The organism is Variovorax sp. Varisp53, assembly GCF_059491555.1.
Map to the genome: position 1 here is coordinate 784,763 of NZ_CP168512.1, position 16,059 is coordinate 800,821.

15 protein-coding genes are annotated in these 16,059 nt (G+C 67.1%); 14 read left to right on the plus strand and 1 reads right to left on the minus strand.

Annotated elements, in window-relative coordinates:
- Positions 1 to 6 precede the first annotated feature (6 nt).
- The 6 genes from dapF to ACEOAB_RS03550 all read left to right on the plus strand — a co-directional run bounded on the left by dapF (position 7) and on the right by ACEOAB_RS03550 (position 5,675).
- Positions 7 to 882, plus strand: coding sequence for a diaminopimelate epimerase (gene dapF, locus ACEOAB_RS03525; protein WP_413750043.1), 876 nt, complete (start codon positions 7 to 9; stop codon positions 880 to 882).
- Positions 879 to 1,583, plus strand: a complete 705-nt coding sequence (locus ACEOAB_RS03530) for a DUF484 family protein (RefSeq protein WP_413750044.1) — start codon at positions 879 to 881, stop codon at positions 1,581 to 1,583. Before dapF ends, ACEOAB_RS03530 begins: the two co-directional genes overlap by 4 nt.
- On the plus strand, positions 1,580 to 2,215 hold the full coding sequence (locus ACEOAB_RS03535; protein WP_413750045.1) for a YdcF family protein: 636 nt from the start codon (positions 1,580 to 1,582) through the stop codon (positions 2,213 to 2,215). Before ACEOAB_RS03530 ends, ACEOAB_RS03535 begins: the two co-directional genes overlap by 4 nt.
- Before the next feature lie 101 nt (positions 2,216 to 2,316).
- Positions 2,317 to 3,288: a tyrosine recombinase XerC gene (locus ACEOAB_RS03540; protein ID WP_495653465.1), complete on the plus strand. Its 972-nt coding sequence runs from the start codon at positions 2,317 to 2,319 to the stop codon at positions 3,286 to 3,288.
- A 14-nt stretch (positions 3,289 to 3,302) separates the two neighbouring features.
- The gene (locus ACEOAB_RS03545; protein WP_413750745.1) at positions 3,303 to 4,517 is read left to right on the plus strand and encodes a class I SAM-dependent rRNA methyltransferase; all 1,215 of its coding nucleotides are present in this window, start codon (positions 3,303 to 3,305) and stop codon (positions 4,515 to 4,517) included.
- Between the two features lie 108 nt (positions 4,518 to 4,625).
- On the plus strand, positions 4,626 to 5,675 hold the full coding sequence (locus ACEOAB_RS03550; protein ID WP_413750746.1) for a CobW family GTP-binding protein: 1,050 nt from the start codon (positions 4,626 to 4,628) through the stop codon (positions 5,673 to 5,675).
- 116 nt (positions 5,676 to 5,791) lie between these two features.
- Here ACEOAB_RS03550 and ACEOAB_RS03555 read toward each other — a convergent pair whose 3' ends face one another.
- Positions 5,792 to 7,288, minus strand: a complete 1,497-nt coding sequence (locus tag ACEOAB_RS03555; protein WP_413750747.1) for a YdgA family protein — start codon at positions 7,286 to 7,288, stop codon at positions 5,792 to 5,794.
- A 383-nt stretch (positions 7,289 to 7,671) separates the two neighbouring features.
- Between ACEOAB_RS03555 and dksA the strand changes: the two genes are divergently transcribed.
- The 8 genes from dksA to ACEOAB_RS03595 all read left to right on the plus strand — a co-directional run bounded on the left by dksA (position 7,672) and on the right by ACEOAB_RS03595 (position 16,057).
- Complete coding sequence (gene dksA / locus ACEOAB_RS03560) at positions 7,672 to 8,646, plus strand: RNA polymerase-binding protein DksA (RefSeq protein ID WP_495653466.1); 975 nt, start codon at positions 7,672 to 7,674, stop codon at positions 8,644 to 8,646.
- 85 nt (positions 8,647 to 8,731) lie between these two features.
- Positions 8,732 to 10,369, plus strand: a complete 1,638-nt coding sequence (locus tag ACEOAB_RS03565) for an STAS domain-containing protein (RefSeq protein ID WP_495653467.1) — start codon at positions 8,732 to 8,734, stop codon at positions 10,367 to 10,369.
- A gap of 55 nt (positions 10,370 to 10,424) precedes the next feature.
- A complete protein-coding gene (gene hslV / locus ACEOAB_RS03570) occupies positions 10,425 to 10,970 on the plus strand; it encodes an ATP-dependent protease subunit HslV (protein ID WP_007832466.1) in 546 nt (181 codons plus the stop codon).
- A gap of 2 nt (positions 10,971 to 10,972) precedes the next feature.
- On the plus strand, positions 10,973 to 12,301 hold the full coding sequence (hslU, locus tag ACEOAB_RS03575) for an ATP-dependent protease ATPase subunit HslU (protein ID WP_413748998.1): 1,329 nt from the start codon (positions 10,973 to 10,975) through the stop codon (positions 12,299 to 12,301).
- Positions 12,302 to 12,572: 271 nt separating this feature from the next.
- Positions 12,573 to 13,001, plus strand: coding sequence for a division/cell wall cluster transcriptional repressor MraZ (mraZ, locus tag ACEOAB_RS03580; RefSeq protein ID WP_013539433.1), 429 nt, complete (start codon positions 12,573 to 12,575; stop codon positions 12,999 to 13,001).
- An 8-nt stretch (positions 13,002 to 13,009) separates the two neighbouring features.
- A complete protein-coding gene (gene rsmH, locus ACEOAB_RS03585; protein WP_413748997.1) occupies positions 13,010 to 13,933 on the plus strand; it encodes a 16S rRNA (cytosine(1402)-N(4))-methyltransferase RsmH in 924 nt (307 codons plus the stop codon).
- Between the two features lies 1 nt (position 13,934).
- On the plus strand, positions 13,935 to 14,306 hold the full coding sequence (gene ftsL / locus ACEOAB_RS03590; protein WP_413748996.1) for a cell division protein FtsL: 372 nt from the start codon (positions 13,935 to 13,937) through the stop codon (positions 14,304 to 14,306).
- Positions 14,303 to 16,057, plus strand: a complete 1,755-nt coding sequence (locus ACEOAB_RS03595; protein ID WP_056597477.1) for a peptidoglycan D,D-transpeptidase FtsI family protein — start codon at positions 14,303 to 14,305, stop codon at positions 16,055 to 16,057. The genes ftsL and ACEOAB_RS03595 overlap by 4 nt, the downstream gene beginning before the upstream one ends.
- Positions 16,058 to 16,059: the final 2 nt, after the last annotated feature.

Here is a 16,059-nt window from a genome sequence, read left to right on the forward strand (position 1 = left end):
CCAAGGATGCGAATCCGCTTTACCAAGATGCAGGGAGCCGGCAACGATTTCGTCGTGCTGGACGAAACGCGCGGCACGCTGGGCCTCAGCGCCGCGCAGTACCGCTTCCTGGCCGACCGCCACTTCGGCGTCGGCGCCGACCAGATCCTCACCGTGCGGCCCTCGCCCGCGGCAGGCATCGACTTTCAATACGTCATTCACAACGCCGACGGCGGCGAGGTGGAGCAGTGCGGCAATGGCGCGCGCTGCTTCATGCGCTTCGTGAGCGAACACAAGCTGACCGAGAAGACCGAAGTGCGCGTGCAGACGCTGGCCGGCGTCATCGAGCCGCGCATGGGCGTGGACGGCCGCGTGACGGTCGACATGGGCGCCCCCGTCTTCGAGCCCGAACGCGTTCCCTTCGATACCGCCGGGCTCGACCCGCAGCATGACGGCGCATGGCAGAAGTGGCATCTTGCGCTCGGCACGCGTGCGGGCAGCGCTATCGTTTCGGTAGCGGTGCTGTCGATGGGCAATCCGCACGCGGTTCAGGTGGTCGACAACGTCGACACCGCCCCGGTGGCCGAGCAGGGCCCGCAGATCGAGCACCACCCGCGCTTTCCGCAGCGGGTGAACGCGGGCTTCATGCAGGTGGTCGACCGCTCCAACATCAAGCTGCGGGTGTTCGAGCGCGGTGCCGGCGAAACGCTGGCCTGCGGCACGGGCGCCTGTGCGGCGGTGGTGGCGGGCATCCGCCTCGGCCTGCTGGAGCGCCGGGTCGACGTGCAGACGCACGGCGGCATCCTCACGATCGAGTGGCAGGGAGAAGGCCAGCCGGTGCTGATGACCGGGCCGGCCACCACGGTCTTCGAAGGCGATATCGAGGTGCCTGAGCTGCCATGACCCACTTCACGAACAACAACGACGCCAAAAACGCCATGAATCCGATCACCGAAGACGACATCGCGAACTACCTGGCGAACACGCCCGACTTCTTCGAGCGCCATGCCCAGCTGCTGGCGCAGGTGCAGCTCACCAGCCCGCACGGCAACCGCGCCGTGAGCCTGCAGGAGCGCCAGGCCGAGATGCTGCGCGAGAAGATCAAGGCGCTGGAGCATCGCCTGATGGACATGGTGCGCCACGGCACCGAGAACGTGGTCATCGCCGACCGCCTGCAGCGCTGGACCAAGGGCCTGCTGACCACGCGCGACCCGCGCAGCCTGCCGTACAGCATCGCGGTGGACCTGCAGTCGCTGTTCCTGGTGCCGCAGACGGCCATCAAGGTGTGGGATTGCGGCAGCGAATACCTCAACGAGGCCTATGCCCAGTGGGTGAGCGACGACGTGAAGGCGCTGGCCACTTCGCTGACCTCGCCTTACTGCGGGCTCAATTCGGGCTTCGAGGCGGCCAACTGGCTGCCCGAGCCGCAGGCGGCGATGTCGATTGCGCTGATTCCGCTGCGCCCCGACGCCGAATCGCCGGCCTTCGGCCTGCTGGTGCTGGCGTCGCCCGACGCGCAGCGCTTCAACTCCGAGATGGGCACCGACTTTCTCGAGCGCATCGCCGAGCTGGCGTCGGGCGGGCTTTCGCGGCTGCGTCCTTGAAACGCCCGCGCTGGTTGCTGCGGCCCTGGCAGGTCGCGCTGGCCGGCGCGCTGCTGGCCGTGGCGCTGGCGTATGCGGCCATCGGAGCATTCATCTGGTCGCATGCCGAAGAGCTGCTGGCGCATCCGCCGCAGCGGCCGGCCGACGCGGCACTGGTGCTCGGCAGCCGCGCCTATCTCGACGGAAAGCCGCACCCGTGCCTCGCCGGCCGGGTCGATACGGCATTGGCGATGGCGCATGCCGGCGTGGTCAGGCAGCTGGTTTTTTCAGGCGGCGTCGATTCAGAAGACGGCCGCACGGAGGCCATGGCGATGCAGGAGCACGCCGTGGCGGCGGGCTTTGCCGGGCCGATGTTGCTGGAGCCGGCGTCGACTTCCACACGGTTGAATCTTTCGCTGTCGCGCCCGCTGCTGCTGGCGGCCGGCGTGCGCAGCGTGGTGATCGTGTCGGAGCCGTATCACCTGTGGCGCGTCGAGCGGCTCGTGAAGATGAGCGGCTTCGACCAGAGCTTCGACGTGCAGTACGCGGCGGCGCCCACGTCGTGCTGGCGGGCGCTCGGGCCGTTCTCCAAGGGCGCATTGCGCGAGCCGGCGGCCATCATCAACAATGCCGGCCATGGCTACTTGTTCTAGTGCGCCCCCAGGCTTCGCGCACTTCGTGTCGCTTCTCCGACCCCCTCGCCGGGGGCAATACCTGCGGCCCGGCGAAGCCGGTTCCGCGGTATTCCTGAGCCATGCCCTGCGCTGAGCAAATGGACTGGATCGAGAAATACCTTGAGCACGTGCGCGTCGAGCGCCGGCTCGCGGCGCGCACGGTCGAGCTCTATGCCTTTCACCTGCAGGCCCTGCGCGACCACGCGGCCGAGGCCAGGCTGCCACTGGACCGCGTGCAGACCGCCCACGTCCGCCGCTGGATGGCGCAGCTGCACAGCGCCGGGCGCGAGCCGCGCGGCATTGCACTGGTGCTGTCGTGCTGGCGCAGCTTCTACCGCTGGCTGGGCCACGAAGGCCTGATCGGCTTCAACCCCGTGCAGGACGTGCATGCGCCCAAGGCCGGCAAGCCCTTGCCCAAGGCGCTGGGCGTGGACGATGCGGTGCGCCTCGCCGAGCTGTACGACCCCGAGGCCGACCCGTGGACCGAAGCGCGCGACGGCGCCATCGTCGAGGTGCTCTACGGCTGCGGCCTGCGCGTGAGCGAGCTCACGGGGCTCGACGCGCAGGCGAGCGGCACGGCGCGCGGCTGGCTCGACCTCGATGCGGGCGAAGCCAATGTGCTCGGCAAGGGCAGCAAGCGCCGCATCGTGCCGATGGGCAGCAAGGCGGCCGAGGCGGTGCGCGACTGGCTCGCGGTGCGCGGCGACTGCGCAGGACTGGCCACCGCCCGGCTGCGCGATCCGCAGGCCGCGGCCGCCCTCTTCATCAGCGCCAAGGGCCTGCGGATGTCGTCGCAGGCGGTGTGGAAGCTGCTGCGCGAGCGCAGCCTCAAGGCCGGCCTTGCAGCGCCGGTGCATCCGCACATGCTGCGCCATTCGTTCGCGAGTCACGTGCTGCAGTCGAGCAGCGACCTGCGCGCGGTGCAGGAGCTGCTGGGCCACGCCAACATCGCGACCACGCAGGTCTATACACGGCTGGATTTCCAGCACCTGGCCAAGGCCTACGACGCGGCACATCCGCGTGCCAAGGCCAGGCCCGAGAACGACAAGTAAGCAAGCAACGAACAATGAAAACCCTTCGCCTCAAACCCGGCAAAGAGCGCTCGATGCAGCGCCGCCATCCCTGGGTCTTCGAATCCGCCATCGCGCGCGGCGGCGCCGACTCCGGCGAAACGGTGCGCGTGGAGTCGCACGACGGCGCCTTCCTCGCCTGGGCGGCGTTCAGCCCCACGTCCAAGATCCGCGCGCGGGCCTGGAGCTTCGTCGAAACGCAGCGCATCGACGCCGCGTTCTTCGCCTCGGTGTGCGCCCGCGCCGTGGCCGCGCGCGGCCTGTTCGACCTGCAGAGCGATGGTGTGCGGCTGGCGCACGGCGAGGCCGATGGCCTGCCGGGACTGATCGTCGACCGCTACGGCGACACGCTGGTGGCGCAATTTCTTTCAGCCGGCGTCGAGCGCTGGAAAGATGTGCTGGCTGACGCACTGCTCAAGGCTACGGGCCTGAGCAAGCTCTACGAACGCTCCGACGCCAGCGGCCGCGAGCGCGAAGGCCTGAAGCCGGTCACGGGCTGGCTGCGCGGGGAGGGCGCCACCGAAATCACGATCCGCGAGCATGGCTGGAAGCTGTCGCTCGACATCGCCACCGGCCACAAGACCGGCTTCTACCTCGACCAGCGCGACAGCCGCCAGCGCTTTGCCGAGCTGGCGCAGCATCGGCGCTTCCGGCGCGTGCTGAACTGCTTCTGCTACACGGGCGGGTTCACCGTTGCGGCGCTGGCGGGGCTCAAGGCCGCGGGCGCGCTCGAAGGCGCGGAGCTGGTGTCGGTCGATTCGTCGCAACCCGCGCTCGAGCGCGCGCGCGGCCATCTCGCGCTCAATGGCTTCGAAGGCCAGGGCATCCAGGCGGAGTTTCTCGACGCCAACGTCAACACCGTGCTGCGCGAGTTCATTGAACAGGGGCGTACCTTCGACGCCATCGTGCTCGACCCGCCGAAGTTCGCGCCCACGGTGGCGCACGCCGAGCGTGCTGCGCGGGCCTACAAGGACATCAATCGCCTGGCGCTCAAGCTGCTGGAGCCTGGCGGCGTTCTGTTGACTTTCTCGTGCTCGGGCGGCATCAGCGCCGACCTGTTCCACAAGATCGTGGCCTCGGCGGGGCTCGATGCGGGCGTGGACGGCTACATCGCCGAGCGCCTGGGCGCAGCGCCGGACCATCCGATGACCATCGAATTCCCGGAAGGGGAGTACCTGAAGGGCCTGGTGGTGGTTCGAAAGCCGGCCTGAAGCCGGCTTGACCCTGCCAACAACGCAACTCAGTGGCACTGGCTAAACTGCCGGCCACGCCTTTTTCGCCCCTTTTTTCCTGTTTTCCGCTTCCGGAGCACTCCCTTCATGGCCCTCATTCCCGCGACCATCCTCACCGGCTTTCTCGGCTCGGGCAAGACCACGCTGCTCAAACGCATCCTGACCGAAGCCCACGGTCAGAAGATCGCGGTCATCGAGAACGAGTTCGGCGAAGAGAACATCGACAGCGACATCCTCGTGACCGAGTCGAAGGAGCAGATCGTGCAGATGAGCAACGGCTGCGTCTGCTGCACCATCCGCGAAGACCTGCGCGAGGCGCTGCAGCTGCTAGCCGCCAAGAAGCGCCAGGGCCTGCTGGACTTCGACCGCGTGGTGATCGAGACCACCGGCCTGGCCGATCCCGGCCCGGTGGCGCAGACCTTCTTCATGGACGACGAGATCGCCGAGAGCTACCTGCTCGACTCCATCCTCACGCTGGTCGATGCCAAGCACGCGCCGCAGCAGCTCAACGACCGCCAGGAAGCGCGCCGCCAGGTGGGCTTTGCCGACCAGATCTTCATCAGCAAGAGTGAGCTGGTGTCGGCCGAGGAGACCGATGCGCTCATTCATCGCCTGAAGCACATGAACCCGCGCGCGCCGCAGCAGAAGGCGCACTTCGGCGATGTGCCTCTGAAGGACATCTTCGACCTGCGCGGCTTCAACCTGAACGCCAAGCTGGACATCGACCCCGACTTCCTCAAGGAAGAAGACGATCACCACGACCATGACCACGCGCATGGCGAGGCATGCGACCACCCCTCGCACAAGCATGAGGGCCACGGCCACCATCACCACACCGACGACGACGTCAAGAGCTTCGTCTACAAGGCCGACCGCGCCTTCGACCCGGCCAAGCTGGAAGACTTCCTGGGCGCGATCGTCAATATCTACGGCCCGCGCATGCTGCGCTACAAGGGCGTGCTGAACATGAAGGGCACCGAGCGCAAGGTGATCTTCCAGGGAGTGCACCAGCTGATGGGCAGCGACCTGGGGCCCGAGTGGGGCAAGGACGAGGCGCGCCAGAGCCGCATGGTGTTCATCGGCATCGAGCTGCCGCGCGAAATTCTCGAGCAGGGCCTGGAGCAGTGCCTGGTCTGACCTAGGCTAACCCCCAGGCTTCGCGCACTTCGTGTCGCTGCGCCAACCCCCTTGCAGGGGGCAACACCAGCGGCCGGGCAAAGCCCGTTCCGCGGTGTTCCCCGACCAATCAGGGCTTACTTGCCCGCGCCGCCCATCGCGCCCAGCGGCTTGCCGTTGACCTTCAGGCTGCCCTCGCTGAATTCGACCTGGCCGGTCACGTCGTCGCCGTCGCGCTTCACGAAGCCCATGGCCTCGCCTTGCTCGACCAGGCCCGCCACCATTTCGGGCGGGGGCGTCTGGCCGCTCTCGGCGCCGGTTTCGGCCAGCTTCTCCAGCCATTTCATGGGCAGGCGCACATGGGCCTTGAGTGCGCCGCGCTTCATCATCAGCGCAGTGCCCGGCAGTTGCAGGTCTTCGTCCGTCACGCCGGCCATGCTGGCCGTGTAGCCGAGTTCGGCGCGCTTGCCGTCGATCTCGACCAGCATCCTGTCGAGGCCGGCCTCGGGGGCGTACTTGGCCATGGCCTTGAGGTCGGGCGCGAGCTGCTCGGCCAGCGCCTGCATCGCGGCCTGGGAGGCCTTGCTGCCACCCTTGCCGCAGCCGTTGACGGCGCCGGACTGCATCCAGGCGTCGGCCAGCTTCTTGTAGCCGGCGGCATGGATGCGGCGCGCGCTGCTGGCCAGCTCGAACTTGTCGATCTTCGTCTCGCCGATCTTGCCGGTGCCCTTGAGCGTGCCGCTCGAGGTGTAGAGGCCGTCCTTGATGCTCGCCTCGCCCAGCAGGTCGAGGCCCTGGAGCACGACGGTCGGCAGCGCCTTCGGTGTTTCGGCCGCGGCCGCGCCGTCAGCGGCTGCCTTCTTCTTGATGGCGAATTCGAGGGTGTCGAGCCGGCCTTCGCTCTTGCCGGTGGCAAGGAACCAGCCGGCGCTGCTGTCCATGTCGGCCTTGGCGGTGAGCTTGCCCATCTTCATGGTGACGCCGCTGCGCGCGTCGCTGAAGTCCAGGCCGGGCACGGTGAGGTCGTAGCGCGCCTGGGTGCGTGCGGCGTTCACTTCCACGCGGGCCTGCGCGCCTTGCCAGTCGAGCTGGCCCTTGCCTTCTTCGGCCAGCTTGGCGGGCGCAACGGTCAGGTCGGCCGTGAAGGCGCCGCTGAAGCCGACCTTGGTGTGCGCGCTCAGGGGCTTGGCCTTGCCGAAGAGCTTCTCGACATTGGCCTGCGCCTTGGCGTCGAGCACCAGCTCGCTGTCGATGGTGGCCGCCGCCAGCGTGCCGCCGGCCAGCGGGCCGTGGTGGATGGTGTCGCGGATGGTGAGGCGCAACTGCTTCGGCGGCTTGATGTCGGCGTCTTCCTCGTCGTCTTCCTCCGCTTCGTCGCCCTCGGCGGGCTTGCTGGCGACGGCCGCGGCGGCGTCGGGCGCGCAGCCGATTTCCAACGTCACGGTGCTGACGGCGCCGAGGAAGCCGCGTTCGTACTTGCGCTCGGCCACGCGCACCAGCGCGGTCTGCTTCGGCAGCTCGTCGAATGCGGTGTCGTAACGCGACTTGATCTGCGTACCGGCCCACCAGGTGCTGCCGCCGTAGGCGACGGCGATGGCCGCGGCCAGGACTCCCAAAACTGCTTTCTTATTCAAGGCTTGCTTTCTTTTTGCGAATGATCGGATAGGCCCGGTCGCCATATGGACAAAGGCTCGGGCCCCGCGCTGCCCCCTCAGGCAGCGCCGGGCGATGCTAACGGAGTTGGCCGGCACGCCAGGACATCGCCCACGCCTGTGAGTTCTCTATACAATCGCGCGCCTGTTCCGGCAGCCATGTCCAGTTCCCATGGGCAAGATGTGACTTCCGGCACGGGGCGCCATACGTTACTGGGGGGCTTTCGGGGGTATAACCCCGGGGTTCGTCACTGGCGAGCACCCCGACAACGGGGAGCCTGCGTGGCCTGAAAGCTGCAAGGGGTTCCCATGGGAGGAGACACCCAGTGAAAGCGCGTTCCAGTTCGTCCAAGGAGCCAGTCACCGTGAAGAAACCCGCCGCCAAGGCCACGCCAGCACCCAAGCCCGCCGCAAAGAAGGCGCCGGCTGCGAAGCAGGCTGTACCTGCGGCCAAGAAGGTTTCTGCCACCGCACATGGCCCTGTCGCGAAGGAGAAAAGCGCGCCGTCCAAAAAGCCCGCAGCACCACCGGCCAAGGCCGCGACCGCTGCGACCAAGAAGTCCGCCAAGCCTGCAACTGCCGCCACCAGGACCGCAGGCGCCGGCTCATCGTCATCCAAACCCGTCGGCCGCCCTGCTGCCGCTCCTTCTGCTCCCTCGATCCCCATGAAAAAAACGGCTGCCGCCTCCACTTCCGCCCCGGCGACACCCTCGATGCCCGCTCAAACCGCCACGCCCGCACCCGCCGCGCGTGGTGGCCGTGTGTCCCGGCTGTCGCAACTGACCGTGCCCTCGATGCCGCAATCCGTGGCATCGACCGCCGCCAAGTCCAGCTTCTCGCAGGCGCCTTCCAACGCGTTGGTGCCGCCACCGCCACTGGCCGTGAAGAAAGACCCGAAGCTGGCCAACAACTGGAAGACCAAGACGCCCGCCGAGCTGAGCGATGCCGAAGTCATCGCCATGCCCGACGACGAGTACATGAACGAAAAGCAGATGGCGTTCTTCCGCCTGAAGCTCGAAGAACTCAAGCGCGGCATCCTCGAGAACGCCGGCGAGACCACCGAGCACCTGCGTGAAGACACGGTGGTCGTGCCCGACCCGGCCGACCGCGCCACCATCGAGGAAGAACACGCTCTCGAGCTGCGCACGCGCGACCGCGAACGCAAGCTGCTGAAGAAGATCGAGCAGTCGATCCAGCGCATCGACGCCGGCGACTACGGCTACTGCGACGAGACCGGCGAGCCCATCGGCGTGGGCCGCCGGTTGGCCCGCCCGACCGCGACGCTGTCGCTCGAAGCGCAGCAGCGCCGCGAGCTCAAGCAGAAGATGTTCGGGGATTGACACAGGGTCAAGGTAGATAGAAACCAGCGTCTTCGATAGCCTTCGCCGAATGCCAAAGGAAGAATCGGGCCGCCTTTTTTCAAAGGTGGCCAAGTTTGTCCGCAATCCCCTGAAGGATTGGTCGGAGCTGGATGCCCCTGCCGCAGCCTCGACCTCGGACTCCTCGCTGCCCGCTCAGACCTACAGCCGCGAGATGCTGAAGGAGATGATCGAGCGGCGCCAGCGCAACGATTTCGTGCGCCGGCGCGAGTTCGACATGCTGCGCAAGCTGCGCCAGCGCGAGGCCGCGGCCCATGCCTTCGAGGCGACGGTCACGCCGTCCTCGTTCAACCTCAACAGTTCCTCCGAGGGATCGGACGGCCGCGCACTCACGCTCAAGAAGATCGACGAGATCGAGCAGCAGATGTCGCAGCAGTGGTGGAAAGGGCGGGGCCCGAACGGCGAAACGCTGGTCAACCCGCCACCCGACGCCGGGGCCGAGACGCTGCCGCCGGTGCACACCGACGAGCTGCTGGCCGAGCCTGCCGGGCACTTGCCTGTCCCCGCGGCCGCAGAGGCCGGCAGCAGCCCGGCTGCGGCCTCCGGCGGCGTGCCGCTGATGTCGTCGCGCCTCGCGCACGACGGCGCGCTGGAGGAGGCGGTGATCCGCTTCGCGCACGGCGACGACACCGGCGCCGAAGCCATCCTGCTGCAGGCCCTGGCCTCCGAGAGCGCGCCGGCCACCGAGGACGGCCACGACAACCCCGCCGCCGAACGCGACGACAGCCGCTGGCGCGCGCTGTTCGATCTGTACCGCGCAACGGGCGATGCCGCCAAGTTCGCGGCCGCCCGCATGCGCTACGCGCAACGCATGCGGCGCATGGGCCCTGACTGGGTGTCGCTCGAAGAACTGGCCCGCAGCGTCAAGGCCGTGACCGCCAGCGAAGAGGCCGCCGAGGCGGCTGCCGAAGGCGGCGCCGCCCATGCCGATTGGACTTGCCCCGCGCGCCTGGCGCGCGAAGGCCTCATGGAGCTCACCCGTGCGCTCTCGAAGGCGGGCGCGGTGTGGACGCTCGACTGGCGCGGGCTGCACGCCATCGAGCCCGAGGCGGCCGCGCCGTTGCGCGTGCTGTTCGCCCACTGGGCCGGTTCGCCGGTCCAGCTGCGCTTCATGGGCACGGCGCAACTGCTGGCCGTGCTGTCCGAGGCTGCGCCCAACAACGAGCGGGGCACCGACGACGTCTGGTGGCAACTGCACCTCGCGGCGCTGCGCATGATGAACCTGCCCGACGACTTCGAGCTGGTCGCGCTCAACTACTGCATCACCTACGAGGTGTCGCCGCCCGCCTGGCAGGACCCGTGCGGCGAATGCACCACGCTGGCCGCGCCGCCCGCGAGTCGGTCCAACTCGGTCTGGTCGCTGCTGTCGGTCGGTGGCGATTCCGAAAGCTTCCCGTCCACCGACACCGGTTTTGCCGCGCTGGCGGGCGACCTGCGGGGCGAGTCGCTGTCGAACTGGCAGCGGCTGGACAACGACCTGCGCCACACCACGGCGCCCGTCATATCCTGTGCGGCGCTGCTGCGCATGGACTTGGCCGCCGCCGGCACGCTACTGAGCTGGGTGCGTGCGCGCGATGCCAACGGCGAGCGCGTGCAGTTCGTCGACGCGCATCGGCTCATCGCCGCGCTGTTCAATCTGGTAGGCATTGCCGATCACGCCACGGTGGCGGTTAGAAAAAACTAAACCGGTACCGCTTCTCGGCGGTTGCATTGCCGCCGCACACCCCCAGATGGCTGCGATGGAACAGTTTCACGGCACCACCATCGTGAGCGTGCGCCGCAAGACCCCCCAAGGCGACCAGGTCGCCATCGGTGGGGACGGGCAGGTCACTCTCGGCAACATCGTCATCAAGGGCACGGCACGCAAGGTGCGGCGGCTCTATCACGGCAAGGTGCTCGCAGGCTTCGCCGGCGCCACGGCCGACGCCTTCACGCTCTTCGAGCGTTTCGAGGCCAAGCTCGAAAAGCACCAGGGGCACCTGACCCGGGCGGCCGTCGAGCTCACCAAGGACTGGCGCACCGACCGCGTGCTGCGCAAGCTCGAAGCCATGCTCGCCGTGGCCGATGCAACCACCTCACTCATCATCACCGGCAATGGCGACGTGCTGGAGCCCGAAGACGGCGTGATCGCCATCGGCTCGGGCGGCGCGTACGCCCAGTCGGCGGCCAAGGCGCTGATCGAGAACACCGAGCTCTCTGCCGAGCAGATCGTGCGTAAATCGCTGGCGATCGCCGGAGAAATCTGCATTTACACGAACATGAACCACACGGTGGAAGCGCTCTGACCATGTCCATGACCCCCCAGGAAATCGTCTCCGAGCTCGACAACCACATCGTCGGCCAGCCGGCCGCCAAGCGCGCGGTGGCCATCGCCCTGCGCAACCGCTGGCGCCGCCAGCAGGTCGACGACAAGCTGCGCCACGAGATCACGCCGAAGAACATCCTCATGATCGGCCCTACGGGCGTGGGCAAGACCGAAATTGCCCGCCGCCTCGCTCGCCTGGCCGACGCGCCCTTCATCAAGGTCGAGGCCACCAAGTTCACCGAGGTGGGCTACGTGGGCAAGGACGTCGATTCGATCGTCCGCGACCTCGCCGAGATCGCGGTCAAGCAGACGCGCGAATCCGAGAGCATCAAGGTGCGCGCGCGTGCCGAAGACGCCGCCGAAGAGCGCATCCTCGACGTGCTGCTGCCCGCGGCGCGCGGCGCAGACGGCACAACGCCTGCGCTGGACGGCCCCAATCCCACGCGCCAGGCGTTCCGCAAGAAGCTGCGCGAGCATCAGCTCGATGACAAGGAAATCGAGCTCGATCTCGCCGAGGCCCGCGCCCCGCTCGAAATCATGGGCCCGGCCGGCATGGAGGAAATGACCGAGCAGCTGCGCGGCATGTTCGGCCAGCTCGGCGGCGGCAAGCGCAAGACGCGCAAGCTCAAGATCGCCGAGGCGATGCGCCTGCTGATCGACGAAGAGGCTGCCAAGCTGGTCAACGAGGACGAGATCCGCGCGCAGGCCATCACCAACGCAGAGCAGAACGGCATCGTCTTCATCGACGAGATCGACAAGGTCGCCACGCGCAGCGAGGCGCAGGGCTCCGACGTGTCGCGCCAGGGCGTGCAGCGCGACTTGCTGCCGCTGGTGGAAGGCACGGCCGTCACCACCAAGTACGGCGTGGTGCGCACCGACCACATGCTGTTCATCGCGAGCGGCGCGTTCCACCTGAGCAAGCCGAGCGACCTGATTCCCGAGCTGCAGGGGCGCTTCCCGATCCGCGTCGAGCTGCAGTCGCTCTCGGTGTCGGACTTCGAAAGCATCCTCACGCAGACCCGCGCTTCGCTCGTGAAGCAGTACCAGGCGCTGCTCGCCACCGAGGGCGTGACGCTCGAATTCACGCCCGAGGGCGTGAACCGGCTGGCCGCCATCGCCTTCGAGGTGAACGAGCGCACGGAGAACATCGGCGCGCGCCGCCTGTCGACCGTGATGGAGCGCCTGCTGGATGAGGTAAGCTTCGACGCGACCAGCCTCGAAGGGCAATCGATCCGCATCGATGCCGCCTATGTCGACGAGCGCCTCGCGGCACTAAGTCACGACGAAGACCTTTCGCGCTTCATCCTCTGAAGCCGCTTCTCCTCCCCCTGTAACGGGGGAATCCTTCACGCATCACTTTCACTGCGTGGGCTAAGTACTTCATTCTCAACGAAATTCGCCGATTCCGAGGATTTGGAATCGGCGCTAAGTCGTTGATTCCATTACAAAAAATAGCCCAAACGGCCAGTTGCTTCTGAAGTGTTTCCTGCTACAGTGCAAAAAAGTGCAGTTAAGTGGGAAAAAGTGCGGGTAGTGCCTCTTTCAGGTGCTGCAGCACTCCCAAAACAGGGGTTTCGTGGTCGTGTTTCAAGGCGCTTCATCGCTCAGTCTGGATGCCAAGGGGCGGCTCTCCGTGCCGACCCGGCACCGTGACGTCCTGAGCGCGACGGCAGGCGGCCAGCTCACGATCACCAAGCATCCGCACGGGTGCCTGATGGTGTTCCCCCGTCCCGAATGGGAAAAATTCCGTGAGCGCATCGCTGCGTTGCCGATGTCGGCGCAGTGGTGGAAGCGCGTCTTCCTGGGCAACGCCATGGACGTCGAGATGGACGGCACCGGCCGCATCCTGGTGTCGCCCGAACTGCGCGCGGCCACCGGCATCGCGCGCGACACGCTGTTGCTGGGCATGGGCAACCACTTCGAGCTGTGGGACAAGGCCACCTACGAGGCCAAGGAGGCCGAGGCCACCCAGGGCGAGATGCCGGATGTGTTTCAGGACTTCGCGTTCTGAGGGCTCACGTGAACACCGCATGGACCCATACGACCGTCTTGCTGAACGAGGCGGTGGAAGCCGTTCTTTCCGGCAGCACGGCGGCAACCGGCACCTACGTGGACGCCACTTTCGGTCGGGGAGGGCATGCGCGTGCAATTCTCTCCAGGCTGGCGCCGGAGGGCAGGCTGATCGCATTCGACAAGGATGCAGAAGCAGTGGCCGAAGCAGCGCGCATCTCCGATGCGCGTTTTTCCATCCGCCATCAGGGATTCCGCTCGCTGGGCGAATTGCCCAATGCGAGCGTCGACGGCCTGCTGATGGACCTGGGCGTGAGTTCGCCGCAGATCGACAACCCGGTGCGCGGTTTCAGTTTCCGTTTCGACGGTCCGCTCGACATGCGCATGGACACCACGCGCGGCGAGAGCGTGGCCGAATGGCTGGCAACGGCCGAACTTCCACAAATTGCAGAGGTGATCCGTGACTATGGCGAAGAACGGTTTGCTGTTCAGATTGCAAAGGCGATTGTTGCTCGCAGACAAGAACGGGGCGCAATTTCAACCACCACCGAACTGGCCGAGCTCGTGGCTGGCACGGTCAAAACCCGCGAGCAGGGCCAGAACCCTGCAACGCGCACATTTCAGGCTTTTCGGATTTTCATCAACGCCGAGCTTGAAGAGCTGCAACAGGCGCTAGAAGCCAGCCTGTCCGTGCTCAAGCCCCAGGGCCGGCTCGCGGTGATCAGCTTCCATTCGCTGGAAGACCGCATCGTGAAGCAGTTCATCGCCAAGCACTCGAAGGAGGTCTACGACCGCCGCGCGCCGTTTGCCGCCCCGAAGGTCATGAAACTGCGCGCCCTGGAGCGCATCAAGCCCTCCGACGCCGAGGTCAGAGGCAATCCGCGCTCGCGCAGCGCCATTCTTCGCGTCGCCGAGCGCACCGAGGCGCCCTGACATGGCGCGCATCAACCTGCTCCTGCTGATGGCCGTCATTGCGACGGCGCTGTACCTCGTGCATACGCAGTACCTCTCGCGCCAGCTCTATACCGAGCTCGATCGCGTGCAGCAGGATGCCCGCCGCCTGGAAACCGACCGCGACCGCCTGCAGGTCGAGAAGCGCGCACAGGCCACGCCGCTGCGCGTCGAGAAGCTCGCCAAGGAGCAGCTGCAGATGCGCACCACCTCGCCGGCGATCACGCAGTACGTGCGTCCGGACGGCACGGTGATCCCGGCCGTTGCGCCGGTGGCGCCTGCGCCTGCCGCCATGACCAAGCCGGCAGCCAAACCAGCGGCCAAGCCGGCCGCCGCAGCGAGGGCCGCACGATGAGCCGGGACAACCGCAGCGTGCGCTACACCACCAGCCCCTTGCTCGCGAGCAAGACGCCGGTGTGGCGCAGCAAGTTCATCGTTGCCGGCATCGCGCTCGGCTTCGTCATGCTGGCGGGCCGGGCGGCCTACGTGCAGGTGCTCAACAACAGCTTCTTCCAGCGGCAGGGCGAAGTGCGCTTCGCGCGCACGCTCGAACTGCCGGCCAACCGCGGCCGCATCCTCGACCGCAACGGACTCATCCTCGCCTCCAGCGTGGTGGCGCCCAGCATCTGGGCCATTCCGGAAGACATCGAGCGCGATGACCCGGAAGTGCGCGCCAAGCTCAAGCAGGTCGCCAAGCTGCTCGAAATGCCGCAGAAGGACTTCGACAAGAAGCTCGAGGACGAGGACAAGACCTTCGTCTGGATCAAGCGCCAGGTCGACGAGCCCATCGCCAAGCAGATCGCGGCCCTGAACCTCAAGGGCATCTACCAGCGCAAGGAATACAAGCGCCAGTACCCCGAGGGCGAGGCCGCTGCGCACGTGGTGGGCTTCACCAACGTGGAAGACAACGGCCAGGAAGGCATCGAGCTCGCGTTCAACAAGGAGCTGGCCGGCAAGGCCGGTTCGCGCCGCGTCATCAAGGACCGCCTCGGCCGCGTGGTCGAGGGCGTGGGCGAGACCGTGCCGCCGCTGGACGGCAAGGACATCCAGCTCAGCGTCGACAGCAAGGTGCAGTTCTTCGCCTACCAGAAGCTGCGCGACGCCGTCACGGCACGCAAGGCCAAGGCCGGCAGCGTGGTGGTGCTCGACTCCGTCACCGGCGAAGTGCTGGCGCTGGCCAACTACCCGAGCTACGTGCCGGACAAGCGCCAGAACCTGACCGGCGAGCAGCTGCGCAACCGCGCGCTCACCGACACCTTCGAGCCCGGTTCGACCATGAAGCCGATCACGGTGGGCATGGCGCTGGAAGCCGGCCGGGTGAAGCCCTCGACGCTGATCGAAACCAGCCCCGGCCGCTTCCAGCTCGGCGGCTTCACCATCAGCGACACCCACAACTACGGCACGCTGACGGTCGAGGGCGTGATCCAGAAGTCGAGCAACGTCGGCGCGCTCAAGATCGCCCAGAAGATGACCCCGCACGAGATGTGGGACACCTATACCGCGCTCGGCTACGGCCAGAAGCCGCAGATCCAGTTCCCGGGCGCCGTGACGGGCCGGCTGCGCCCGTGGAAGACCTGGAAGCCGGTCGAGCAGGCGACCATGGCCTATGGCTACGGCCTGTCGGCGTCGCTGTTCCAGATGGCGCATTCGTACACCTCGTTCGCGCACGACGGCTCCATCATTCCGGTGACCATCCTGAAGAATTCCGAGGCGCCGGTCGGCGTGCGCGTGTTCTCGCCGTCGAATGCGCTGGCGGTGCGCAAGATGCTGCAGATGGCCGCCGGCCCCGGCGGCACCGGCACGCGCGCGCAGACGGTCGGCTATTCGGTCGGCGGCAAGTCGGGCACGGCCCACAAGCAGGTCGGCAAGGGCTATGCGAGCAACAAGTACCGGGCCTGGTTCACCGGCATGGCGCCTATCGAGAAGCCCCGCATCATCGTTGCCGTGATGATCGACGAACCGAGCGACGGCCAGTATTTCGGCGGCGTCGCCGCGGCCCCCGTGTTCAGCGAAGTCGTGCAGCAGACCCTGCGCATGATGAACGTACCGCCCGATCTGGCGGTCAAACCGCTTGTGATGACGCAGGGCGTCGACGAGAGTTTCTGAAC